Source organism: Cohnella herbarum, assembly GCF_012849095.1.
GTDB lineage: Bacteria > Bacillota > Bacilli > Paenibacillales > Paenibacillaceae > Cohnella > Cohnella herbarum.
The window spans coordinates 726,466-751,620 of sequence record NZ_CP051680.1 but is presented as its reverse complement, the minus strand read 5'-3'; the positions used below and the strand labels follow the sequence as shown (position 1 = coordinate 751,620).

At 51.4% G+C, this 25,155-nt stretch carries 19 protein-coding genes; 7 read left to right on the top strand and 12 right to left on the bottom strand.

Annotated elements, in window-relative coordinates; all coding sequences use genetic code 11:
• Nucleotides 1-103 precede the first annotated feature (103 nt).
• Nucleotides 104-940 carry an AraC family transcriptional regulator gene (locus HH215_RS02975; RefSeq protein WP_169278547.1) on the top strand — a complete coding sequence of 279 codons (837 nt, stop codon included), beginning with the start codon at nt 104-106 and terminating at the stop codon, nt 938-940.
• Here the strand turns inward: HH215_RS02975 and HH215_RS02970 are convergent.
• The 7 genes from HH215_RS02970 to glgB form a co-directional block, all read right to left on the bottom strand.
• Nucleotides 935-1,666: a DUF1361 domain-containing protein gene (locus HH215_RS02970; RefSeq protein ID WP_169278546.1), complete on the bottom strand. Its 732-nt coding sequence runs from the start codon at nt 1,664-1,666 to the stop codon at nt 935-937. The genes HH215_RS02975 and HH215_RS02970 overlap by 6 nt on opposite strands.
• 35 nt (nt 1,667-1,701) lie before the next feature.
• Complete coding sequence (locus HH215_RS02965; protein ID WP_169278545.1) at nt 1,702-2,685, bottom strand: aldo/keto reductase; 984 nt, start codon at nt 2,683-2,685, stop codon at nt 1,702-1,704.
• Between the two features lie 286 nt (nt 2,686-2,971).
• A complete protein-coding gene (locus tag HH215_RS02960; protein WP_169278544.1) occupies nt 2,972-4,948 on the bottom strand; it encodes a glycoside hydrolase family 15 protein in 1,977 nt (658 codons plus the stop codon).
• A 17-nt stretch (nt 4,949-4,965) separates the two neighbouring features.
• Nucleotides 4,966-6,393, bottom strand: coding sequence for a glycogen synthase GlgA (glgA, locus tag HH215_RS02955; protein ID WP_169278543.1), 1,428 nt, complete (start codon nt 6,391-6,393; stop codon nt 4,966-4,968).
• Between the two features lie 15 nt (nt 6,394-6,408).
• The gene (glgD, locus tag HH215_RS02950; RefSeq protein ID WP_174887599.1) at nt 6,409-7,521 is read right to left on the bottom strand and encodes a glucose-1-phosphate adenylyltransferase subunit GlgD; all 1,113 of its coding nucleotides are present in this window, start codon (nt 7,519-7,521) and stop codon (nt 6,409-6,411) included.
• Nucleotides 7,518-8,684, bottom strand: coding sequence for a glucose-1-phosphate adenylyltransferase (locus HH215_RS02945; protein ID WP_169278542.1), 1,167 nt, complete (start codon nt 8,682-8,684; stop codon nt 7,518-7,520). Before HH215_RS02945 ends, glgD begins: the two co-directional genes overlap by 4 nt.
• A gap of 65 nt (nt 8,685-8,749) precedes the next feature.
• Nucleotides 8,750-10,657 (bottom strand): 1,4-alpha-glucan branching protein GlgB, encoded by a 1,908-nt coding sequence (gene glgB / locus HH215_RS02940; RefSeq protein WP_169278541.1) that lies wholly within the window; start codon nt 10,655-10,657, stop codon nt 8,750-8,752.
• A gap of 333 nt (nt 10,658-10,990) precedes the next feature.
• Here glgB and HH215_RS02935 point away from each other — a divergent pair, with 333 nt between their 5' ends.
• Nucleotides 10,991-12,106 (top strand): AI-2E family transporter, encoded by a 1,116-nt coding sequence (locus HH215_RS02935; RefSeq protein WP_169278540.1) that lies wholly within the window; start codon nt 10,991-10,993, stop codon nt 12,104-12,106.
• Nucleotides 12,107-12,173: 67 nt separating this feature from the next.
• Here HH215_RS02935 and araA read toward each other — a convergent pair whose 3' ends face one another.
• The gene (araA, locus tag HH215_RS02930; protein WP_169278539.1) at nt 12,174-13,658 is read right to left on the bottom strand and encodes an L-arabinose isomerase; all 1,485 of its coding nucleotides are present in this window, start codon (nt 13,656-13,658) and stop codon (nt 12,174-12,176) included.
• A gap of 239 nt (nt 13,659-13,897) precedes the next feature.
• Here araA and HH215_RS02925 point away from each other — a divergent pair, with 239 nt between their 5' ends.
• Nucleotides 13,898-14,761, top strand: a complete 864-nt coding sequence (locus HH215_RS02925) for a hypothetical protein (RefSeq protein WP_169278538.1) — start codon at nt 13,898-13,900, stop codon at nt 14,759-14,761.
• A 71-nt stretch (nt 14,762-14,832) separates the two neighbouring features.
• Here HH215_RS02925 and HH215_RS02920 read toward each other — a convergent pair whose 3' ends face one another.
• The 3 genes from HH215_RS02920 to lacZ all read right to left on the bottom strand — a co-directional run bounded on the left by HH215_RS02920 (nt 14,833) and on the right by lacZ (nt 20,695).
• Nucleotides 14,833-15,072 (bottom strand): DUF3892 domain-containing protein, encoded by a 240-nt coding sequence (locus tag HH215_RS02920; RefSeq protein ID WP_169278537.1) that lies wholly within the window; start codon nt 15,070-15,072, stop codon nt 14,833-14,835.
• Between the two features lie 242 nt (nt 15,073-15,314).
• Nucleotides 15,315-17,504, bottom strand: coding sequence for an alpha-galactosidase (locus HH215_RS02915; RefSeq protein WP_169278536.1), 2,190 nt, complete (start codon nt 17,502-17,504; stop codon nt 15,315-15,317).
• Between the two features lie 62 nt (nt 17,505-17,566).
• Nucleotides 17,567-20,695, bottom strand: a complete 3,129-nt coding sequence (gene lacZ / locus HH215_RS02910) for a beta-galactosidase, LacZ type (RefSeq protein WP_169278535.1) — start codon at nt 20,693-20,695, stop codon at nt 17,567-17,569.
• 112 nt (nt 20,696-20,807) lie between these two features.
• Between lacZ and HH215_RS02905 the strand changes: the two genes are divergently transcribed.
• The 4 genes from HH215_RS02905 to HH215_RS02890 all read left to right on the top strand — a co-directional run bounded on the left by HH215_RS02905 (nt 20,808) and on the right by HH215_RS02890 (nt 24,691).
• On the top strand, nt 20,808-21,632 hold the full coding sequence (locus tag HH215_RS02905; protein ID WP_169278534.1) for an AraC family transcriptional regulator: 825 nt from the start codon (nt 20,808-20,810) through the stop codon (nt 21,630-21,632).
• 88 nt (nt 21,633-21,720) lie between these two features.
• Nucleotides 21,721-22,170: a MarR family winged helix-turn-helix transcriptional regulator gene (locus HH215_RS02900; protein ID WP_169278533.1), complete on the top strand. Its 450-nt coding sequence runs from the start codon at nt 21,721-21,723 to the stop codon at nt 22,168-22,170.
• A gap of 14 nt (nt 22,171-22,184) precedes the next feature.
• The gene (locus HH215_RS02895; RefSeq protein WP_169278532.1) at nt 22,185-23,207 is read left to right on the top strand and encodes an LLM class flavin-dependent oxidoreductase; all 1,023 of its coding nucleotides are present in this window, start codon (nt 22,185-22,187) and stop codon (nt 23,205-23,207) included.
• 182 nt (nt 23,208-23,389) lie between these two features.
• The gene (locus HH215_RS02890; RefSeq protein WP_169278531.1) at nt 23,390-24,691 is read left to right on the top strand and encodes a hypothetical protein; all 1,302 of its coding nucleotides are present in this window, start codon (nt 23,390-23,392) and stop codon (nt 24,689-24,691) included.
• A gap of 2 nt (nt 24,692-24,693) precedes the next feature.
• Here the strand turns inward: HH215_RS02890 and HH215_RS02885 are convergent, their stop codons facing one another.
• Entirely contained in the window at nt 24,694-25,101 is a 408-nt protein-coding gene (locus HH215_RS02885; protein WP_169278530.1) for a DUF6232 family protein, read from the bottom strand.
• Nucleotides 25,102-25,155 lie beyond the last annotated feature (54 nt).

The following is a 25,155-nucleotide window of genomic DNA, read 5'->3' as shown; positions in this document are numbered from 1 at the left end:
ACAATGTGATAAAATGTCGTATCCTCTCTTATTATATGTTTAATTATTTCGTTATCCTATATAATAAAAATGAAATCGCATATAACAATATGGAGGTTCGAACATGCACCGAAGAGCCGTATTCCCGACCCCGTCCGAAACGATGCCCCTGCAGATGGAAACGATCGGGTTTAACCACGATCAAGAGCCTATCCACCGTCCCGAAGGTTATCCGTTCTTCCATTGGCTGCAGACGCTTGAAGGCGAAGGAGAGCTCATCGTCCAAGGAAAAGCGTTTAAGCTGCCCGAACGTTCCGGCGTATTGCTCCACCCGCATGCCCAGCATCGCTATTTCGCCAAAAGCGCGACGTGGAAAACGTATTACGTGACCTTCACCGGTTCGCTGGCCACGAATCTTGCGATCGACCTTCACGGGACTTTCACCGACAAAATCCAATGGGATCGCAACGACGATGAAATCACGTCGCATATCGAGCATATGCTTCAACTCGCGGAGTCGGGAACCGATGCGTCCGGGTGGAAAAGCTCCGCCGAATTGTACCGATTCCTGACCTTACTCAAGACGAACGGAACGAAAAACAACCTTCCCTCCCTAACCCGCCGCCTGGAGCGAGTTCAACAGTTGCTAGATTGGCTGGAAATAGAATATGCCAACCCCGAGTTGGGATTGGCAATGATGGCGGAACAGTTGGATGTCGGCGAGAGGCAGATGAACGAGCGATTCCGGGAATTGTTCGGCCAAACCGCTTATGCGTATTTGATTCAACTCCGGCTTCGCAAAGCTAAAGAATGGCTGCCCTCCCGTCCGGAGTGGACGGTCCGCCAGATCGGCGAAGCGGTCGGCTTTCGCGATGCAAGCCATTTCGTCGCCACTTTCCGGCAAAAGGAAGGGATGACTCCGGAGAAATACCGGAGGCTCCACGGCTTTTCGCCGTTATGAATGTCCAGACTCTGCCGCTTGCGCATTCTGCAGCCGATTACTTCCTAACGTAAATAAAGTCACGTATACGATAAGAATGAGCATTCCGAACAAGATCGTGAATATCGCCGCGTCTTTGTTAATCCCTTCCAGAACCCCTTCGATTAATCGAAAGGGATTAAACAACACGTCCCAGCTATTCAATCGGGTCACTCGCCCTAAATAGACTCCGAATCCGCCCAGAAACGACACGACCACCACGAATATCCATCCGATCCAAGAATGAACGTAATGGCTGACGATGGAATGGAAATGCCGCATTGAGATGTAACCAAGCAACAGACCGCACCACGAGAACAGAAAAAACAGCACGAGATCAAACCAGAAACGCAAAGTTTCCGCTAAATGTTTATCGTAATTCGGGTTGGACACCAAGTGAATAAAATCCGTCGTCAAGTAAGGCGCGTTAGGATACAGAAGAAGCCATGCCACGCCGAGAATCGTCAGGCCGATGGCCAAATCCCATCCTTTGGCGACTCGGGTAAGCAGCAGCGCCAAAATCGAGAAAATCAGAGGCAACCATGCGAGGAACAGATTCCACAGCAAGAAGCGGTACTGGAAATAATCGACCTCTTGAACTTCCCGTACGTAAATCAGCAAAGCGCATAAGAGCGATGTTCCGATGAGCACGAAAAACATCGGATCGAAGATCGGCGAGGCGAACTTGGGAACATTCGATTTTCTCAACTATGCACCTCCTTTCACGTCCACAACTATCACATTCAATAGGAACCGCGAATATGGGAATGAACTCTCTCGTCGTAAAACGCTTTTAATTTCTCTTGTTCAACATTCGAAAAAGAAGCTACGGCTTGCGCGGCAAGATTATCTTCGACTTGCCTTACGTTCTTGAAGCCGGGAATGACGCAAGTGATTTCCGGACGATCCAGAATCCAGCGCAACGAGGCGCGCGTCATGCTTTCGCGGCCTTCGGCGATCCATGCCAGTTCCCGAGACAACTCTACGCCTTTGGCGAACGGCAATCCGCCGAACGTCTCTCCCACGTTAAAATGTTGTCCGTCCCGATTGAAGTTGCGATGATCGTCGGCCTCGAAAGCGGACTCGCCCGTGAATTTCCCGGTGAGTAAGCCGCTGGCGAGAGGCAGTCGAACCAGTAGCCCGGCTTCGCGTTCTCTTGCCTTCGGCAGCAACTCGGCGATCGGCTTCTGACGAAGCAGATTAAAGATAATTTGCAAGGCTTGAACGCCGGGCTTCTTCAGACAAAACAAACCCTCCTCCACGCTTTCCACGCTTACGCCGTAAGCACGGATCTTCCCTTCCTCCTGGAGCTTGTCCAATACTCCGAATACGGATCCTTCTTGCAAAATGGCAAGCGGCGGGCAATGGATCTGATAGAGATCGATCGTCTCCCGTTTCAATCGTTTCAAGCTAGCCTCGCACCATTCTCGTACTTGGACTTCCGAGTAGGTTGCAGGATCGCCGATATCTCCCGCCCGACAAAACTTCGTGGCGATGTGAATCCGATCTTCCTTGCCTTTAGTTGCCTGCGAGAGCAATCGTTCGCTTCTCCCATCGCCGTAAACGTCAGCGGTATCGAAGAAATTGACTCCCTCGTCCATCGCTTTGTCCAGCGCTCTCAAGGACTCCTTCTCATTCGTCTGACCCCACGAACCGCCGATGGCCCAAGTTCCAAAGCTGATTTCGCTGACGTTAATTCCCGTTTTCCCTAGCGGACGATATTTCATAGGTATTAATCTCCCTTGGTCATGATAAGTAGATTTATGAACGCGTGTTCATTCATTATTGTATATTCTACCAAAAGAATAAGCTAAAATGAAATCCGGTATGCGGAGGAACCCGACTGTCGGGATATCATTACCCGAACTCTTCTCCAGGCAAACCGTTACTAGTATGATACCCTCCCACGAGGAATAGAGCGGCTGCAAGTCAATTGTGCGAAAGCGCATAAAAAAGGGAACCGGCATAGCCGGTCCCTTCCGTATCGCGCATATCTTTTTCCGCGTTTCCTATTTATCCCTTGCCGTCGCTTGTTTCCAACTGCGCTCGTTTACGCACGTATTTGCATACGGTAGAAACGTAAGTCGCGTGAGACCAAGTGAGCGGCGCTACCGACAACGGAGAACCTGTCTCCGGATGGACCTGCTCGGGCAAATTCCCGCCTGGCAACGCGAACGTCGTCACTTTCTCGAGCGTCCTCCGCGGCTCGGCCAGATCATCGAGCGATTTGGCCGTTTCGATCTGGAAGCCCGCTACCCACAACGTACAAATAATCCACGGATTTCCCGGCACCTTGTCGATATCATCGGATTGCCGGAAATAGTAATCGTTCGTATACCTCGCGATGCCTCCAACGTCGGTATGGATGCGCAGCTTCTCGGAAATCGCATGCATCGTTCGAGACACCTTATCGTCTTCCGCCGGGAAAACCCCGAACTCGAACAATCCGAACAAGCTGCTCTCCACGGTCATATCCTTCACCCAACGACCGTCCTGATAGACGATTCCGCGAGCGTAACGCCCCGCCTCTTCGTCCCACAAGTGCGTCACGATGCCTTGCTTGATTTGCTCGGCTACGACCCGGTATTGATCGCTGCGGTCGTAATCGCCGAATAAATCGGCGAAGTAAGCAGCAGCCATCAACCCCCCGTATACGGAAGCAACCGTATACGTCCATATGCCATAGCGTTCTTCCCACAGATCGTAACTCGGTTTCGGCAAGCCCAAGTCCGGTTCCATATACTCGCACAAGAACGCCGAAGCTTTGCGAATCAACGTGCTGTACAGTGCTTGCGGCAGCTCGATCTCGCCGTGACGGGCATAATCTTTCCAGAGCGCGTACAGCACAAGCGCCGTTTCGTCCTCTTGAATCGGCAGCCGAGGCACCCCTTGCACGACATAAGGATGCCAGCTTGAGCCTACCGTGCCGTCCGGATTGTACTTGTGATGCAAGTACCCTTCCGGAGACAGATTTCGTCCGCAGAAGTGAAAGAAAGAAGCGATCGTTCCGTGGTAGCCGGCAAGCGACATCGCATCCGCGATCAAAGCCCCGTCGCGGGGCCACATGTAGCTGTAGTGGTCCCGGTTATATTGCAAAATATCGGTGTCGTTCGCGGCTAGAATGGCTCCCCGTTCGTCGATCTGAGTTCTCACGATCAACAAACTATGCTTAAACTGACGGCTAACGTGGGCGGGCAGATCGCCGAAACGCTCGCCTACGCGCGACAGCCAGTGATTCCAGTAAATGACGATGCGGCTCAGCAGCTTCTCGGGATGGCTCTCTTGTACATACTGGTCTAGACGCTTCACTTCTTCCATATCCGTTCCGACGGACATCCAGTAATAGATCGTTCTTTCGTTGCCGGGCGGAACGATCGTACGGAAGCTGATCGTACTGTCGACCGAGCCTTGAGAGATCGAATTGCCCATCAACTCGCCGTCCTCGGCATCCCTCCAAGTCCCTTCTGCCGACTGGAACCGTTTGATGCCGGTCGAGAACTGATAGATGCCGCCCTTCTCCGATCTCCCGTTAAACATAAAGTACGAAGATCGCTTATAGTGAAACAGCGTCCGATTGGCCGGGTAGAAGGCGGCCGTATCGCCGACTTCGTTGCCGTCGATCATGAGATCATGGTGGAAAAACACCCGGACATCCTTCTCGTTATCGCTTAAATTCCTCACCACGACGCGTTTCAAGTAGATGCATTCCCGTTGATGGATGCCGTCGTTGAGCTGTAGCTCCAGTCCGAGACGATCGTTGCGCGCGGTCACGTTAGTCACTAACGAATCCTCGATATAACCGAGCTCGATGACCCATTCCGGATCATCCAGCCACGAGAAATCGCCGTTGCTCCATACGCCGAAGCGGCACGCATGACCTCCTACATGATTCAACTGTCCTACGAACGGAAAATAAACGTCGCGAATGTAACAGTTTCTGTCCAAATTGACTAGCATTTTTCCATTTCCAATGACCAGATGACGAGCCATGCCAATCCCTCTCCTTCTTAGCTGACGAGTTCGCGATATAGTTTGTAATAGAGTCGTGCAGACGATTCCCATCCATAATCCTTCTTAGCTCCGTTAGCGACGATCCGGTTCCAATGCTCTTCCTCTCCGAAGAACGATAAAGCGCGCCGAACCGTATATAACAAATCATGCACGGTCGGAGGGCCGAAAGTAAAACCGGTCCCTGTTCCGGTATATTCGTTATACGGCTCCACCGTGTCGCGCAGCCCTCCCGTCTCCCGAACGATCGGGACGGTACGATACCGCAGAGCGATCAGTTGGCTTAAGCCGCAAGGCTCGAACCGCGAAGGCATCAAATACAAGTCGGATCCGGCGTACACTCTGCGCGCCAAACCTTCATTGAATCCGAACCATAACGCGATCTTATCCCGATGTCGCAGCAAGGCGTCCTGCAGCATCTGTTCGATTGCCGGTTCACCGGATCCGAGAATGACCAACTGAATATTCATTTTCATCAACTCCGGCAACGCCTGGCCGATCAGATCGAAGCCCTTCTGGCCCGTCAGCCTAGAGACGACGCCGAGCATCGGCACCGATTCGTCTTCGGGCAAACCAAGCTCCCGCTGCAACGCCGTTTTGTTCAGCCGTTTCTTGACCAAGGAATCCCGATAAGGCACGGCGATATTCGGGTCGTTCATCGGATCGTACACTTCGGTATCGATTCCGTTCACGATGCCCCACAAGTCATGCGACCGCTGTCTAATGACGCCATCCAACTTCTCTCCGTAAGCTTCCGTCTGAATTTCATAAGCATACGTATTGCTTACGGTGGACAGCTTGTCCGCGAAGCGAAGCCCCGCTTTCATGCAGCTAGCCGCTCCGTAGAATTCAAGACTGTCCTCGGTGAACGAATCGTCTCCGGTTGCCAATAAATCCTGCAGAAGATCGCGCGAGAAGACGCCTTGGTATTGCAAATTATGAATGGTGAATACCGTTCGGATGTCCCGATAACCCGGTCGGTTCGCGTATCTGGTTTTTAAGAGGAAGGGAATAAGACCCGTTTGCCAATCGTGGCAATGAAGGATATCCGGCAGAACGTCCAGCTTCTCCAACATCTCGAGAACGGCAAAGCTGAAGAACGCGAATCGCTCCGCCTCGTCCCCATAGCCGTATAGATAACCCCTCTTGAAATAAAATTCATTGTCGATCAGCAGAAACCGAACCCCGTCAACCGTAACTTCTTGAATGCCGCAATATTGCCTACGCCAGCCAAGCTGAACCTCCATGACGAATAGTGTCACGACTTTATCGGCGATCGCCTTCGGAATTTCCCCGTACTTAGGCAACACGACAGTAACTTCTACGCCTCGCTTGGCGAGAGCTTTCGGAAGGGCGCCGACAACGTCGGCCAGCCCGCCCGTCTTCACGAGCGGCATCGCTTCGGACGCCGCAAACATGACCCGCATGAATTCAACTCCCGTTTAAATGACTTTCCGTTTCAACGCAATGAACGGCATTTCGATCGATCCTTTAAGCTGTTGAGAAGCACGGATTTCGACTTCTTTGTCCAAAATGCAATTTTCCAACGATCCGTTCTCGCTGATCACGCCATTCTGCATGACGATGCTATTGCGAACGACGGCACCCCTAGCGACCTTAACGCCGCGGAACAATATGCTGTTATGAACCTCGCCCTCGATGTCGCAACCGTTCGCCACAAGAGAGTTCGTAACGTCCGCGCCGTTACGGTAATGGGTTGGCGGTTCATCCTTAACCTTCGTATAGATGGAGCCCGGTTGGAAGAACAGCTCTTTCCAAACTTCCGGCCTCAGCAGCTCCATGCTATGTTGATAATAGGCGGCAATATTGTTGACGACGCCTAACACTCCTTCGTGCAAATAGGCGTTGACCTGCAATTGGTTCAAGCGGGATAGAATCGAGTGGCGGACGAAATGATCGCGACCTTGAGCCAACGACGTTTCCACCAGATCGAGGAGCAAGTCCTTGCTTAACACGTACATCTCCATAGATACGATATTGCTATCCAACCTGCCGAAGTGATCTTGCATCTCGACGATACGTCCCGCTCCGTTCACCTTCGCTTTACGCGCAAGACCCGGCATCCCTTCCGGGGCATTCTTGCACACGACGGTAATGTCCGCGCCCGTCTCCCTGTGCTGGTCCAATACTTTGACGAAATCCACGTTGCAAACCATATGACTCCGGGAGATGACTACGTAATCGAGCGGACTGCGGTAGAAGTAATCTCGATTGCGGTAAAAATGGTACAGATCTCCTTTGCCGAAGTCCGTTTGATCTTCCATCGAGGGAGGAAGGACGAACAACCCGCTCTGCTTGCGATGCAAATCCCAGTTGCTGCCGGAACCCAGATGATCCATGAGCGAGCGGAATTTCCTGTGGGCGAAGACGGCCACCTTCGGAATACCGGAATTCACCATCGAGGAAAGCGTAAAATCGATCAGCCGATACCGGCCCCCGAACGGCACCGTCGCCAAGCATCGATTGGCCGTTAAAGCTTCCATCTCGTCCGCTTCGTGAATTAAATTAATGACTCCCATCATAGGCAATTTCATACCGGCTCCGCCTCCTTAAGCTCCGCCAACGGGCGGATCGTCTCTCCGCTTCCTACGACCGCGATATCTTCGGCTTCCACGCTGCCGACTTCGCAGCCTTCCCCGACGATCGCGCCTTCGCCTACGATCGCGCGAATGACTTTGGCGTCCTTGCCAATGATCGCTCCCGGCATAAGTATCGAGTCTTCGACGATGCTTCCTTCCCCAACTCGCGCCCCGTGGAAGAGCACGGAACGATTGACCCGGCCTTCGATGACGCAGCCTTCGTTAATTAGCGATCCTTGAACCTTAGCGGTCGGAGCAATATACTGAGCGGGCTGATTAGGGCTTGCCGAGAATATGCGCCACGATCTGTCGTTTAATTTAAGAGAAGGTTTATCCTCGAGCAAATCCATATTCGCTTCCCACAAACTATCGATCGTCCCCACGTCTTTCCAATAATCGTCGAATTGATAGGAGAATAGACGGGCTTCCTCCGCCAGCATCGTCGGAATGATATCTTTACCGAAGTCGTTAGAAGACGCTCGATTCGCCTCATCCCGGATCAGAGCTTCTTTTAACACCGGCCAACTGAACATGTACACGCCCATGGATGCAAGATTGCTAGTCGGCTTCTTCGGTTTCTCCGCGAATTCGACGACGCGCCCTTCTTCGTCGACGCTTAGAATTCCGAACCGGCTGGCTTCCGCCCACGGAACGCTAATGACGGCAATCGTCGCGTCCGCTTCGTTCTTTTTGTGCGCATCCAACAACAGGTCGTAATTCATTTTGTAAATATGATCGCCGGAAATAATAAGAACGTACTCCGGATCGTAACGTTCGATGAATCCTAAATTTTGATAGATCGCGTTCGCGGTCCCCTTATACCATGAACCGCCCTTCTGACGGACGTAAGGAGGCAGCACATGCATCCCGCCCTCCCGCCGATCCAATCCCCACGGCGTTCCTATCCCGAGATGCTGAGTCAATTCAAGCGGTTGGTACTGAGTGAGCACTCCGACGGTTTCGATGCCGGAATGTACGCAATTGCTTAAAGTAAAGTCGATGATGCGGTATTTTCCTCCGAAATGAACGGCCGGTTTAGCTAAGTCCTTAGTCAATACGCCCAATCTGCGTCCTTCTCCGCCGGCTAGCAACATAGCGATACACTCGTTCTTGCGCATGAGCTTCACTCCTCTCCAAGTAAAACGGCTTCGCCGTCATCAAGCCAAATGATCCTTGCGTCCGATCATGCCGATTCTGACTTCCAAAGCAATATGGATAAAGCGGGAACGGGAACTTCGATACTATGGGATTTGCCATGCATAGGAATATTCTGCGCTAGAATCAGGGACGGCGTTTCATAACCGCTTCCGCCGTAATCGGACCGATCGCTATTGAGCAGCAGTCGATAATTCCCCGGTTTCTCCACGCCGACTCTATAGACCGGGTACTTGTCTCTCGAAAAATTGCAAACGGTGATGATAGGCGATTCGGATGTTTGTTCCATACGTTGAAATGAAAGCATGCATTGCGAAGCGTTGTTGACATCGATCCATTCGAACCCGATCTGTCGGTGATCGCTCTCCCACAAAGCCGGAGTATCGAGATACATCCGGTTTAAGTCCTTCACGAACCGATGCATGCTGTCGTGCAAGGGATATTGAAGCAAGCTCCAATCCAATCCGGCGTAATCTTTCCACTCGTCGAATTGTCCGAACTCCCCGCCCATGAAGAGCAGTTTCTTGCCGGGATGCGTCATCCAATAACCGTAGAATAGGCGAAGATTCGCGAACTTCTCGTTATAATTGCCGGGCATTTTATTCAATAAAGATCGTTTGCCGTGAACAACCTCGTCGTGCGAGAGGGGCAGAACGTAATTTTCGGAGAAGGCATAATGCAGGGAGAACGTAATAAGAGAGTGCCGGGAAGGGCGGTGGGCAGGATCGGTCTCCATGTAACGGAGCATATCGTTCATCCAGCCCATATTCCATTTGTAGTTGAAGCCGAGACCTCCAAGATAGGTGGGCGATGTGACTGCAGGATAAGAGGAAGAATCTTCTGCCATCATGAGACTCTCGGGATAATAGTGAAATACCGTTTCATTGAGTTTACGGAGAAAATGAAGCGCCTCGACGTCATCGGTTCCTCCGTAACGATTTAAGGTTCGCATAGATTCGGGTTTGTCGAAGTTCATGTCGATCATGCTCGCAACGGCATCGACTCTTAAACCGTCGATATGATAGACGTCTAACCAGAACAATGCGTTAGAGAGGAGGAAACTCTGGACTTGCGGTTTGCCGAAATCGAAAGCAAGCGTGCCCCATAACGGCTTCTCCGCGCGCCGGAAATCCGAGCTCTCGTAGAGCGCCGTTCCGTCAAACAGCCTAAGACCGTGATCGTCCTTGCAGAAATGCCCGCATACCCAGTCCAGCAAGACGCCTATTCCGCGCCGGTGGCACCGATCGATCAATTTCATTAACCCTTCGGGAGGACCGTAACGGCTCGTAGCCGCATAATATCCCGTCGCCTGATAACCCCACGAACGATCAAACGGATGCTCGGTGATTGGCAATACTTCAATGTGGGTATATCCCATTGAACATACATAATCGACAAGCTCATTAGCTAATTGTTCATAATTGCGAAACTGTTCCGGAGCATCCATTCGCCAAGATCCGAGATGTACTTCGTAGATCAGCATGGGTTTGGAATAAGGCGGATTTTTCTTTTTATCGTCCATCCAATCCCGATCGTGCCATGCATGATGATGTAGAGAGGTTACCACCGAAGCGGTATTAGGTCGCAATTCGCTCTGAAAGCCGAACGGGTCGGACTTTAGTTGCCGCACGCCGTCGGCATTCACGATCTCGTACTTGTAGCTCGCGCCTTCCCGCAACCCCGGACCGAAACCGACCCAGACGCCGGTTGTTCCGAGCGGGGACAGCCTAACACTCCGATCGGAGTCTTGCCAATCGTTGAAATCGCCGACAACGGATACCTCCCGGGCATTAGGTGCCCACAAGACGAATCGAACGCCGAACTGACCATCGAATTCCATGAGATGAGCCCCGAAAGTGCGATAGGCGCGAAACAGCTGCCCGGTATTGAACAAGTACAGGTCGTCGGATGAAACCAACGCCGGCGAAGCCTGCATGCTTAGTCACCTCCCGATGGTTAGGGCTTGCGTGATGAACTAGAAATGTTTGCTCAGCGTCAATTACGTTAACTACCTGTAAACTTTCCTCACAAATTACATGAAACTTACACTTATTATAGCGAATGTTATGAAAAGATTCACCTCATTTTCAAAAAAGTCGCAAGAAAGTTCATGGATTCGCATCCACGACATCCTATGTTTATGTTAATCCACTAATTCGTATTCCAAGCGTCATTTTCCTGCCTACGTTTATTTTTGTTTGCTATGAGTTAAATTGAGAGTATAAAGTAAAGAGATAAACCCGTTCGAGAAGGAAGGTTAAAATCACTCATGCCACAAGGAAAATGGTTTCGCATCGGATATGGAATCATCGTCATTTTACTTATCGCTTATTTAGCTTCGCGGGTCGACTACCTCTTCGATCCGATCGGAGCGGTTCTCGCCGCCTTGTTCGTTCCGATCGTCATCTCGGGCATGTTCTACTACATATTTCGTCCGCCCGTACAGTTGCTGGCCAAGCGATTACCGCTCTCGCTTTCGATCGTCATCGTCTATTTGGCCTTTCTAGGCCTGTTGTTCCTCTTCTCCTTGGTCATCTGGCCTCCGATTAGGGAACAGTCGATCAACTTGGTACAGAATTTCCCCAAAATTCTGGAAACGGTCAAGGATTGGCTCGTTTCCGTCCAAGAAAAAGAGTGGGTAAGAAACATAAGCAAGGACGAAGCTTTCTCTACCGAAAATCTAACGTCTCAATTAACAAGCGTTCTCAACGATATTCTGAATTCCGTTGTCGGCAGCGTAAGCAGCATGTTCAACATGATCATGAACTTCTTCTTATTGCTCGGGCTCGTTCCTTTCATCATCTACTACATGCTCAAGGAAGGACACAAATTTCCGGCGCTCGTGCTTCGCGTTCTCCCCGCAAGGCTACACGGAGAAGCGCTTCCCGCGCTTAAGGAAATCGATACATCGATCGGTTCTTTTCTCATGAGCAAGTTAATCACTTCGCTTATTATCGGTACGCTGACCTTCATCGGGTACTTGTTCATCGATCTCCCGTATCCGTTACTTCTCGGGCTTGTCGCTGCGATTACGAACGTTATTCCTTATTTAGGGCCGTTGCTTGCCGCAATTCCTACGGTTATCGTCGCGTTGACGATCTCTCCGCTCGCAGCTATAGAGGCTTGCGTCATCATCGTAATCTCCAATCAGATCGAATCTAACATTATCGCCCCGAAAATCATGGGCAAACAGATGAACGTCCATCCGCTCACGATCATGCTGCTTGTCATCGGAGCCGGAGCAATCATCGGGCCGCTCGGCATGGTGATCGTCGTTCCGACGTATGCCATCCTCAAGATTATCGCTTTGCGAGTGTACAACTTTAACAAGAACAACCGGATCGACGAGGGACCGAAAATATTCCCTCCTTCTTCAAAGGGTTAGTTTTATGGGTAAAACAAAAAGGGTTAGTAGAAGGCGTCCTCCTTCTACTAACCCTTTATTTACAAAATTATTTCCAAGCAAGGTGGCTCCAGCGAAGCTCGTTGCGGAATTGAACGGGATTCGTGTTCTTGTCGATAACAACGCACTCTATGCCGACGATTTCAGCGAAATCGAGCATCTGCTCCGTCGTAACGGCAAAGGAATACACCGTATGGTGAGCGCCCCCGGCCAATATCCAAGCTTCCGCTCCCCGTTGCAACGACGGCTGCGGCTTCCATAGTACTCGCGCGACGGGCAACTTAGGCATCGCTCTATCGACGGCCACGCCATCCACCTCGTTCACGATCATGCGGAAACGGTTGCCCATGTCGACTACGGAGACGTTAATGGCCGCTCCGCCTTTGCCGTCGAATACGATTCTCGCAGGATCGGCTTTGCCCCCGATTCCAAGCGGATGCACTTCGATACGCGGCTTGGATGCAGCCAATGTCGGGCACACTTCGAGCATGTGCGCGCCGAGAACCAACTCGTTGCCGGGTTCGAAATGATACGTGTAATCTTCCATGAACGAAGTATCCACGCCGCCGGCGATTATTTTCACGAGACGGGTTAGAGCGGCCGTTTTCCAATCGCCCTCTCCCGCGAATCCGTAACCTTGCTCCATTAAACGCTGAACCGCCAAGCCAGGCAATTGCTCCAGACCGTGAAGATCCTCGAACGTCGTCGTGAACGCCGTAAAACCGCCTTCCTCCAGGAACGACTTGAGCGCGATCTCGATTCGCGCTTGATAGGCGATCGCATCGCGAATCGGACCCGCAGAACGTCCTTCTTCGACGATATCGTATTTATCCGCATACTCTTCCAGCAGCTGATCGACGTCCCCGGCCGACACCGCGTTTACGCGCTCCACCAGATCGCCTACCCCGTAACCGTTCACTGCCCAGCCGAATTTGATTTGCGCTTCGACTTTGTCTCCTTCGGTGACGGCCACTTGCCGCATGTTGTCCCCGAATCGAGCTACCTTGAGTTGACGGCTCTCCGCGTAAGCCGCCGCCGTACGAACCCAACCGCCGATTCTGCCGCGAACTTGAGAATCCTGCCAATGACCTACGACCACTTTGCGGGCGATTCCCATGCGTGCGCCGATAAATCCGAACTCGCGGTCCCCATGCGCGGCTTGGTTCGTGTTCATGAAATCCATATCGATCGATTCCCATGGGATATCGCGATTATATTGCGTATGAAGGTGAAGCAACGGCTTGCGCAGCTCGGACAACCCCGCAATCCACATCTTCGCCGGGGAAAACGTATGCATCCAAGTAATGATCCCCGCGCAGCTCTCGTCCGAGTTCGCTTCTATGCAGATCTGGCGAATCTCCTCAGGCGTCTTAACGACCGGCTTGAACAGAATCGGATACGGAATGCCGGCATCGCTCGTCAGGCCGTTCGCCATTTCTTTGGAATGGGAGGCCACCTCCTCCAACGTCTCCGGTCCATACAAGTGCTGGCTTCCCGTAACAAACCAGAAAACATAAGGTTTCAATTGCAGCATAAGGAAATCCTCCTAAGTGTCGGTTAATTTGTTTGTCCAACTTGTACGTACATGATCACAATTTCATTTTACAGCGATATTGCTATAATGACAATCTATTATTTAGTGCGAATGCTGTATTTGCATGTAAATACGCCTGAATGTATCTATGTTGTACATACGAGTTGCGTCGTTGAATGATGCGAATAATTATTTTCGTATGCAACATGAACCCCCGATAGCCGCTTTGAGCGACCGATATGGACTCTCTTCCTCGCGTTACTCCTGCTATAGTCGGAATTTCCGACTATGAGAGGGTGGTTGGGGTGTTTGGCCTCGCCATAGTCGCATTTTGCGACAATGAGGAGGTTGTTGGTTGGGTTTGGCTCTCCATTGATGCATTTTGCGACAATGAGAGGGTGGTTGGTTGGGTTGGCCTCACCATTGACGCATTTTGCGACAATGCGAGGGTGGTTGGTTGGGTTGGGCTCGTCATAGTCGCATTTTGCGACAATGATGGGGTTGTTGGTTGGGTTGGGCTCGTCATAGTTGCATTTTGCGACAATGATGGGGTTGTTGGTTGGGTTGGCCTCACCATTGACGCATTTTGCGACAATGCGAGGGTGGTTGGTTGGGTTGGGCTCGTCATAGTCGCATTTTGCGACAATGAGGAGGTAGTTGGTTGGATTTGGCTCACCATAGTCGCATTTTGCGACAATGAGGAGGATGTTGGTTGGGTTGGGCTCACCATAATCGCATTTTGCGACAATGAGGAGATGGTTGGTTGGGTTTGGCTCACTATAGTCGCATTTTGCGACAATGAGGAGGTTGTTGGTACAGTTTGGCTCTCCATTGATGCATTTTGCGACAATGAGGAGATGGTTGGTTGGGTTTGGCTCACTATAGTCGCATTTTGCGACAATGAGAGGGTTGTTGGTTGGGTTGGCCTCACCATTGACGCATTTTGCGACAATGAGGAGATGGTTGGTTGGGTTTGGCTCACTATAGTCGCATTTTGCGACAATGAGGAGATGGTTGGTTGGGTTTGGCTCTCCATTGACGCATTTTGCGACAATGAGAGGGTTGTTGGTTGGGTTGTGGGCTCACCCTCATCCTCCCGCTAACCAGAAAAAAGAACCGCTCCAAGAGCGGTTCCCGGCGTTCCAGCGGCTCCTAAACGGTTCCGATTCGCCTGTCAAAAAGTAGGCAGATTATCTAAGTTGTTATCTGTTCGACCATCGGGATCCGAACGTAAATGCTCGTCGCCGTCACGGCCCTTAAACACGTTTACGTTCTCGATTTGATCGTTCTTAGCCATCTGCTGCGCTTCTTTATAGCCGACGACTTGCCCCGATGACAACTGAAGCTCGACGATATCTCCGTCACCGTTCTTGCGGACGGCCACGATTTGCTGCCTGCTGTTTTGTTGATCCATTTCGACCACCTCCAAGAGGATAGTCTTTGCAGTCGATCGGAATAATATGCCCAAATTCCAAAAAATTTGGTTTCCTCCCGACCCACGCAAGTAACTAACTCACGTTAATACGCTGAGCCGCCAACTAACTAACTCAAGAGACTACCAGCCACCTCATCCCGCCACCAATCGCGTACCATCTTAGCAAGAAACGTTTATGCCGGAGAGGCTCAGAGATGGATTAAACGAATTTACATACATATTTATTCTCGAACGAACCGCCAAACGTGGCTTTGGTAGTCGCCATGAAGACGGGGAATCGGCAACCCGGCGTTCATGAGCTGATCGCCCCCGTAGACGGCGCCGTTATCGACCAGGCGATATTTGGCAGATGGATCAAGTCCCTTGAACTTAAGCCAGTCCAGCGGAGCAGCAGATTCCGCCAACACGCGAATATACGCGGCGAAGGCTTCCGAACCGCCTGCCGCTACCATCATCCAAGCGGTATCGTTGCCTTCGAACGGACTGCGCAGCCGATAGAAATCGCCAAACTGCACCAGATGGCGGATTTCTTTGTACTGCTGCACCTGTACCTTGACCAAATCTTTCTCGTCGTCGGTCATTTGCGCTAAATCCAATTCATATCCGAAGTTGCCCGACATGGCGACATCCCCGCGGGTCTTCAGCGAAGTCATCCGGTGTACTTGGTGATTAGGCACCGCCGACACATGAGCGCCCATCGTGCTGATCGGATATACCAAGCTCGTGCCGTATTGAATTCTTAAACGGCTGACGGCGTCCGTATTATCGCTCGTCCAAGTCTGAGGCATGTAATACAGCATGCCCGGATCGAATCGGCCGCCGCCGCCCGAACAGCTCTCGAACAAGATGTCCGGAAATTCCGAAGTGATGGCTTCCAGAACCTTGTAAAGTCCCAGCATGTAACGATGCGCGGTTTCGCGCTGCCGCTCCGGCGCCAGCAAAGCCGAACCGATCTCCGTCATGTTGCGGTTCATGTCCCACTTGACGTAAGCGATCGGCGCCGAACGAAGCACGGAGCCGACCGACTCGATCAAATAATCGCATACGTCGTCACGGGAGAGATCGAGTATCAGCTGTTGGCGAGCTTCCGTTCTTCTGCTCCCGGGGACGTGCAAACACCAGTCCGGGTGCGCACGGTATAAGTCACTGTCCGGAGACACCATCTCAGGCTCGAACCATAGTCCGAACTGCATTTCGAGACGATTCACGCGCTCTGCTAAATCCGCCAACCCGCCAGGCAGCTTGCGGTAATCCACCTTCCAATCGCCTAGAGAGGAATTGTCGCTATCCCGATGCCCGAACCATCCGTCGTCGAGCACGAACAGCTCGATACCCAATTGTTGTCCGGCTTTGGCGATCTGCTCTATTTTATCGGCATCGAATTGGAAATAAGTCGCTTCCCAGTTGTTGACGAGCACCGGTCTTGTCCGATCCCGATGCGATCCGCGGCACAACCGGCTTCTATACAAACGATGGTAAATTCGCGACATTCCGCCTATTCCTTCGAACGAGTAAGCCATAACCAGTTCGGGAGTCTGGAACTGCTCTCCCGGCTCGAGTCGCCATTGGAAATCGAAAGGATTAATCCCCATTGATACGCGAGTCGTCCGGAACTGATCGACTTCCGCTTGAGCGACGAAACTGCCGCTATATACTAAGCTGAAGCCGTATGCTTCGCCTTGGTCCTCATCCGCATTCGGAGATAGGAGAGCGATGAACGGATTTTGCTGATGGCTGCTCGAACCTCTGCGGCTTTCCACCGATTGCATTCCCGGAACCACTTGCCGGCGATAAATATCTCTTTCCCTCGACCAAGCTCCGGATAATTGCAACAAATGAAACTTATCGTGACGGAAATCCACGCTCCCGCTCAAAGCACGCAACAAACGCAACGTAGTTCCGCCTTTATTCACAAGCTTCGCCGATCTAACGATCGCATCATGTTCTTCGAAAACGGTATAAGAAAGCACGACATGCAGGCCGGTCTTTACGTCCTGTAGCTCCAGCTCCAATGTCTGAGCCTCTTCGTCCCTCTCCGTATACGTAGAAGGTAGCCCTTGCAGCTTTGGTTTGCCGGCAATGATCCGATGTTCGACATAGGCGAGCTCCGTGATCGTCGTTCCGTCTTCTAGCTGTACTTGATAAGCCGGATGGCGGAAATCGCTCGCGCCGTATGCCGGATACTCCTGCGGAAGCGTATCGAAAGATACCGAGCGATCATCCGGATACGGATTCGGAGAAAACGATGCCCGCTCCTGAAAGTCAAACATGCCCTCCCATGGCGCATCGGACACCTTGCGTCCCCAGTAGGCATGCATAGGCACGCCATAGTTGTTCAATTGAATAACGTAGCTTATATTCGGTCCTTGCAGATGAAATACGCGATGTTCCGCGTTGTATCGGATTGCCATCTTATTATTCCTCCAACAAATTCGGTAAGGATATCTATATTATTCGTTCGACCGATCACGTACTAATCGACTATTCCCTGGATGACAAAAGAATAACCGTACGTTCGATTCGCGAACAAAGTATAATCGGCGTGCGTGCGCGCTCCCCAACTGTCGTCTCCGCCGACGCCCATCTGCCTGTAATTAACGCGAACGACCGTTTTCTCCGATGCCGGCAACAGATGCTGGTGATCATATTGTTCCAACTCGTAAGGCGTATACGGTAGCGCGTTAAGCTCGAACAGCGGAGCGCCTACGATCCTGATTCCCGCGCCGACACGATTAGTCAACGTCGCGTAACGTACGTCCGTTTTATTACCCGTTTCCTGCGGTCTCAAGTACGGAGCCGCCTGTTCGTTCACCTTGCCCGAAAATAGTCCCAATCGGGCGCCCGTGCTGCGATCCCAATAATTCTCGTGCGGGCCTCTACCGTACCAAGTTATCGTATCGAACGAAGAGTCCATCTCGAACAGCATGCCGATTTCCGGAATTTCCGGGAGCCCGATGCCAGGTTGAAGCGCGAGCCGTACTTCGATCTCGCCATTCCCGCGAATCGTATACGTAATCGAGCATGCGGAGTCCGGATTCGTCGGAAGCAAGTAATGCACGGTGATCTCGGCTCCCGATGGAGCGACTGCGGTCGTTATCCTCGTAAGCTTGCGCTCAAGTCCGGCTTCCCTCCAGATCGCGCAGCGCACATGATGCTGATTGCCCCTATCGTTGTCCGTATACGCGCGCCAAAAATTCGGAACTAATCCTTGTTTAAGCAGTTCCGTTCCTTTCACTCGATAAGACACTAAATCGCCGGTATTCGTATCGAAGCTGACGGAGAAACTTTCCCCGCTAGCGATCCATCGTTGTCCGTTAGAATCGATTTTTACGTCGGCAGCCCCAGAACTCATGTTCACGTCTATGGTAGACTGCGCTTGAATCGGCAATACGAATTGTTCGTAAGCCATTTCGTGGCCTACCGTAGCCCAAGCTGTGTCCCGTTTCAAAACAAGGCTCAGCGTAAGCACGAATTCATCGCCGATGATGGCAGTCCGCGGATAGAAGCGGGAGAGATCCAACGTTGCCGATTGACCCGGCTCCGCTTCCGCTTCCTCTTTCCCTTCGCTAACGAGTACGCCGCCGTTCTCCACTTTCCAAGCCAATTCGTACTCGTTCAGATTCGTGAACAGGTTGCGGTTCGTCACGATAAACCGGCCCTCGGCTAAATTCTGCGCGGCGAATTTAACGTTCTGGTAGCACTTTTTGACTTCGTACAGCTTAGGGGACACCGTGCGATCGGCGAAAATCAGTCCGTTGCCGCAGAAGTTGCCATCGTGCGGAGTCTCGCCGAAATCGCCGCCGTAAGCCATATGGCTCGATCCATCCGCTGCCGTCACGCGTATCGCCTGATCGACCCAGTCCCAGATAAATCCCCCTTGCAGGATCGGATACTTCTCGAACAGCTCCGTGTATTCGGACAACCCGCCGCAAGAATTCCCCATCGCATGACTGTATTCGCATAAAATGAACGGCTTGGAAGGCGCCGGTTTCCTGAGCGCGTACTCCTCGATATCCCGGGGTTTCGTATACATCTGGCTCTCGATATCGGAAGCGGCTTCCGACTTGCGGCAATGGAAAACCCCTTCGTAATGCACGACGCGCGAAGGGTCTTTAGCGCGCAAATAATCATGCATATGCACAAAGTTATCTCCGCCCCAAGCTTCGTTACCTAACGACCAAATGACGATGGAAGGATGGTTCTTGTCCCGTTGCAGCATGGAATTGCAACGATCGATCACGTTAGCGCGCCATTCAGGTTTGCTTGCCGGTACCGTATCCAGTTCTTCCTGCTGCCCATACTCCCATGATCCGTGCGTTTCCAGATTCGTTTCGTCGATGACGTACAGTCCGTATTCATCGCATAACTCGTACCATCGCGGATTATTCGGGTAATGCGACGTACGGACGGCATTGATATTGTGCGATTTCATCAACCGAATGTCCCGGATCATGTCCTCTTCGCCCAGCGCGCGGCCCGTATCGCAAGAGAACTCATGGCGGTTAACGCCCTTGAACTCGATGCGCTGTCCGTTGATGCGCATCAACCCGTCTTGAATCTCGAATACGCGGAATCCGACTTTGCAACTGACGTACTGAACGGCTTTTCCTTCCCCGTCCAGCAATCGAAGCACAAGCGTGTATAGGTTCGGTTGTTCCGCGCTCCATTTCAAAGGATTGGCGACGTCGACGATTCCTTGGACTTCCGCCTTGTCGTTCGGACCCGAAGCTACGTCGATCCTCATCGGGCTGCGAAGCACGGCTTGCCCGCTAGCGTCGTAGAGCTCTGCTTCAACGGTCATCGCCCCTGAATTACCGCCGAAATAACGATTGACGGTAGCCTCGACTCTTAATTGCGCATCACGAAACCGATCATCCAGATCCGTATGCACGAAATAATCGTAAATATGCGAATCCGGCATCGCGAACAAGTACACATCGCGAAATATTCCGCTCATCCGCCAGAAATCCTGATCCTCTAGCCAACTCGCATCGCACCAGCGGTACACTTCTACCGCAAGCTTGTTCTCGCCCTCGATTAAATACGGCGTTAAATCAAACTCCGCCGGCGTGAACGTATCCTCGCTATAACCGACCAAATCTCCGTTCAACCATACGTAGAAAGCCGACTCCACCCCTTGGAAACTAATGAATACCGGCTTGTCTTTCCAACCTTGCGGAATCTCGAACGTCGTCAAATAGGAACCTACCGGATTATACTTCGTTGGAGCGAATGGCGGCTTAAGCGACTCGGAATCGATCCAAGGATACCGGACGTTCGTATATTGCGGATAATCGTAGCCTTGAAGCTGCCAATGTCCCGGAACCGCGATCTCGGCCCAGTCGCTGTCGTCGAAGCCTTTCTCGTAGAAGTTTTTAATCCGCTTGTCCGGATTTTCCGCGAACGAGAATTTCCACTTTCCGTTCAAAGAGGCATAATAATCAGACGATTTGCGATCGCCTCTTAACGCTTCCTCAAGCGTGTCATAAGTAATGAAAGTCGCATGGGCATCCAAGCGATTCAATTGAAAAATTTCGGGATTGTTATTCCACTCCGGATAACCGTTAGCAGGCGGAGAGTAAATCCATTTTGTCTTGGACAAGTCGCACACTCCCTATCATAATGTAACTATATTCGTATTATAAAATCATTTTCATCCCATTTATATTTAAAGATTTTCGTATAAGTATCAAAATATGAAGGAGACAATCGAAATGACCATTCCTTCTTTTCCAATCGTGACGGAGACGGACGCCCAATTGCCGCTCTATCTCACCAGCATCGGACATTGGGAAGCCCAGGAACGAACGAAAAGACCCGTCGGTTTTCCCGATTTTCAATGGCTGCAGGCGTTATCGGGAACAGGCGAACTAACGGTTGGAGATCAACGTTATGTCGTTAAACCGGGCCAAGGTTTTTTCCTATTTCCGAACGAAGCTCATGCCTATCGCGCCCTTCTGGAACCTTGGGACGTCCACTGGATTTCTTTTAACGGAAACCTTATGCCTTCCCTTCTGAAGCAAGCCGGCATCGAACGCTCCGGAGTATTCACGACGACCGCCCCGGATAGTCTTATTACGCACATGAAATCCATTTACGCGATGTCTCTGACCGGCCATCCTTTCATGGGTATGGAATGCTCCAAATTGCTGTACGCTTTTCTCCTCGATCTGATGAGGAACGTCTGGACCAGTTCCCCTTCCGCCGCCGATAACTACATGAAGCTTCATCCCGTCACGCAATATATCGAGGCCCATTATGATCGGACGATTACGATAGACGAGATGGCCCAATGCATCGGGATAAGCTCTCAGCATCTCTGCCACTTGTTCAAGATCACTTTGAAAATGCGGCCGATGGAGTACGTGAATCGGGAGCGGATCAATAAAAGCAAAGAATGGATGTTTCGCGAACCGGGCATGAAAATGCAAGAAATCGCCCCGCTCGTCGGCTTCGAAACCGCTAGTTATTTTAGCTATGTTTTTAAGAAGGTGGAAGGCATGAGTCCCGAGCAATTCAAGAGATCTCATGGTCGTTAGAAAGGGGCAATCGTTCGGGCGATTTGACATCGCAAGAGCGATTGGTTAGCATATAGTCAAGATGTTGACTAACTGAGGAGCAGCCATTGTGGACAAAGAAGAACATTTGCACGGCCGCGTGGTTATGAATATTTTCCGATGCTCCAATTTGCTCGAACGCGTCGGACGCAAACTCGTAGCCAAGGTCGGACTCACGAGCGTACATCAGTGGTTTATTCTTGCCGCGCTGTCCGCGGAGGACTTATCTCTGAAGCAATTAGGGAAAAATACGCATGTGACGAAACAGAATATGACCGGCATGATCGAGCGTCTGAAGCACAACGAATACGTAACGACATACGAAGCGCAGGAAGACCGGCGGATCACTCTCGTGCGATTAACCGAGAAAGGCAAGCAAGCTCTTGCGCAATTGGATGGCATGGGGTATCAAAGCAACCAAGAATCCTTGAATTGCCTCCGGTTGGAAGAGCTTAATTCCTTTAACGGTTGTCTGCTTAAATTAATCGAGAATATGGACGACGATAACTCCTGCCCATGAGGAGGAAATAAGCAATGTCTACGAAATCTTCATCCGTCACTTTCTCGGTATTGGATCTGGCTTCGATCGTCGAAGGCAGCACCCCGGCCGTTTCTCTTCGCAATACTCTTGATCTGGCCCAGCATGCCGAGAAATGGGGATATCACCGCTTCTGGCTCGCGGAACATCATAACATGCCGGGAATCGCAAGCTCGGCCACGTCGGTCGTCATCGGCCACGTTGCTGCCGGCACGTCGACGATTCGGGTCGGTTCAGGCGGCATCATGTTGCTCAATCACGCCCCGCTAGTCATTGCCGAGCAATTCGGCACGCTCGAATCGTTGTTCCCGGGCCGAATCGATCTTGGCCTCGGCAGAGCTCCGGGCTCCGATCAAGCGGCTTCCCGCGTGCTACGTCGGGGCTTGGCAGCAGGCGGGGAAGATTTCCCCGAGCTCTTAAGCGAGCTTCGTTCCTACTTTAATCCAGAAGCTGGAACTTCGAACAACATCGTACGCGCCATCCCTGGCGAAGGTCTGAACGTTCCAATCTGGTTGCTCGGCTCTAGCGGATTCAGCGCTCAACTGGCCGCGCAGCTCGGGCTTCCGTTCGCTTTCGCCAGCCACTTCGCTCCGGATTATTTGATGCCCGCGCTGGAACTGTACCGCAGCAACTTCCGTCCGTCCGCCGCGCTGGATAAACCGCACGTTATGGTCGGAATCGGCATCACTGCGGCGGATACCGAGCCTGTCGCGAAATGGCTTGCCACCTCGCAGCAGCAAGCTTTCCTTAATATGATCCGCGGACGTTTCGGACAATTGCCTCCTCCTGTCGACAGCATGGACGGCCTCTGGTCTCCTCACGAAGAGGCCGCACTGCGCAGGCAATTCGGCTATGCCGTCGTCGGAGATAAGACCCAAGTCCGCGACAGACTTCAAGCGGTCATTGAACAAACGGGCGCCGACGAGCTCATTATCGCATCGCAAATCTACGATCATCAAGCTCGCTTGAGATCTTACGAGATCATCGCCGAAGTGAGACAGGAGCTTCTCGCTAACTAAGCAACGATGATTACCGTCATATCTTCTATATAGCCAAGGGCGTATCCGATATTCGCATATCGGGGTACGCCCTTCTTCGTCTCTATTTCCCCCAAATTGTTTACATTGACAACGCCGAGAAGAGGATGATATTATCGTCACTATTAATACATAGTATTCTTATGAATATAGGAGGTTTTATAATGAAAAACCATTTGAGAATCGGCTCCAAACTTGTACTCGCAACAGCCCTTCTGTTCTCTGCGTCAGCCGTAAGCGTCCCGTCCCGGTCTTCGGCAGCAACGGGCACGGCGCCTTCCGTTATCTACGTGCCGTCGGCGCTCGTTAAAGAATACGGCGTTTTCCTGAAAGACAAATATAACATCGCATTCGGACAGCAAGTCACGACCGGTCAGTACTCCGCGGCCGTGAATACTATTCTAGCCGCATCCTCGGTTGAGGTAACCGCTACCGGCAAAGCAACGACTCGGCTTAAATCGCTGGATGCCTTACAGCTTGCGTTGAAAGCAGCCGATCTTGAAGAACTCGCTTATACATACCCAACAGCTAAAACGAAGAAATCGCTCTCCAAACTGAAATTAAATTGGAAATCCGATGCTTATGCATCCAAACAAGCCCAAGCGCTAGCCGCAGCCGTCGATACGGGACTCGTTCCATCGGAGTTTTACGGAGAAATCGGAAGTAACGGTACGGTTTCCGCATCGCTTGCCACCTTCCTTCTAGGTAAAGTGCTGGAAACTAAGGGGCAATACAAACGCTATATCGGTTATGCGTCGGATTCGGATATCTATGCCAAATTAAACGATGCTTACCGTACTTCGGATATCATCAAAGCGCCGGACCTTCGAAACATCGTCGACGAAGCGCTTAAGCAAGACCTCGTAACCGGCTATAACTTGAAAGACAGCCGTTACGACGCCAACTTCGTGAACTCCCTCTCGCTCGTATACGGACACTCCGATTTCAAACACGCGCTTCAGCTCATCGGGTTACTTCGCAGCGAGAACATAAATGCCAAAGTCCAGTTCGAACCGAAAACCTCCGCCTTCATCTACTTGAAGGAATGGGGCGAACCCGGCGTCTCCGATTTGTTCGAAGTCGTTCAGATCGAGAACGGCAACTATATCGAATACGCGAAGGAATACGATCTGGCCTTCGAATTCGCGACGACCGCCGATAAATCCCGTTTCGATCAAATCGTGCTTAAGTTCGCCAAGAAGAACGAAGACAATCAACCCGGCCTCATCTACGGATCTTGGTGGCAGCCGCTATATTATTCTTTGACCGAGCTTAAGAACTATAAGATCATCTCCAACAACAAAATAGAAACCGGCAATTACTACGCGCAATCCTTCTCCCTGAAAGAGAAGTCCGCGGCCGTAACAGCCGGTTTCAAGAAGTTGGATCCATCCGTCAAAGTCACTAATTACGATTTCTGGGTAGACGGTCCGTTCTTCAATTATTTGAATGGCGAATCTAAGTAAATCTAGCTAATCATCAAATTCCGCTGCTTGGCTTCCACAATGGAACGGCTGAATGCGGAAGCGAGCCCTTCAAGGTAAACATAATCCGTCACGCCGATAATTTCCCGTTCTCCCGAGGAGAACGCCAAGGATAATTTATGAACCGGTTTCACGAAGATGTACACCAACACGTTGGCAATGAGTCCTAGCAGGCCGATAAGCGTGACGATGGAGTGAAATCGGAAGTCCCAAATGAATCCGGTTGCGATCAGCAACAGTTCAATGACTAACAGCGTATATGGGATCTGTTTCCTTGTTTTGGTCAGCTTAATCGAACAAAGGTGTTGGATCGCAAATCGCGTGTTTCCACTGATGAACAACTCCTTGGTGATGGTAAAGTGATTATCCTTATAGATCGGTTGGTTTTCCATCGTCATTCCTCCTCAAGGATCGGTTCATACAAGTAATTTCGACGTGCGATTGGA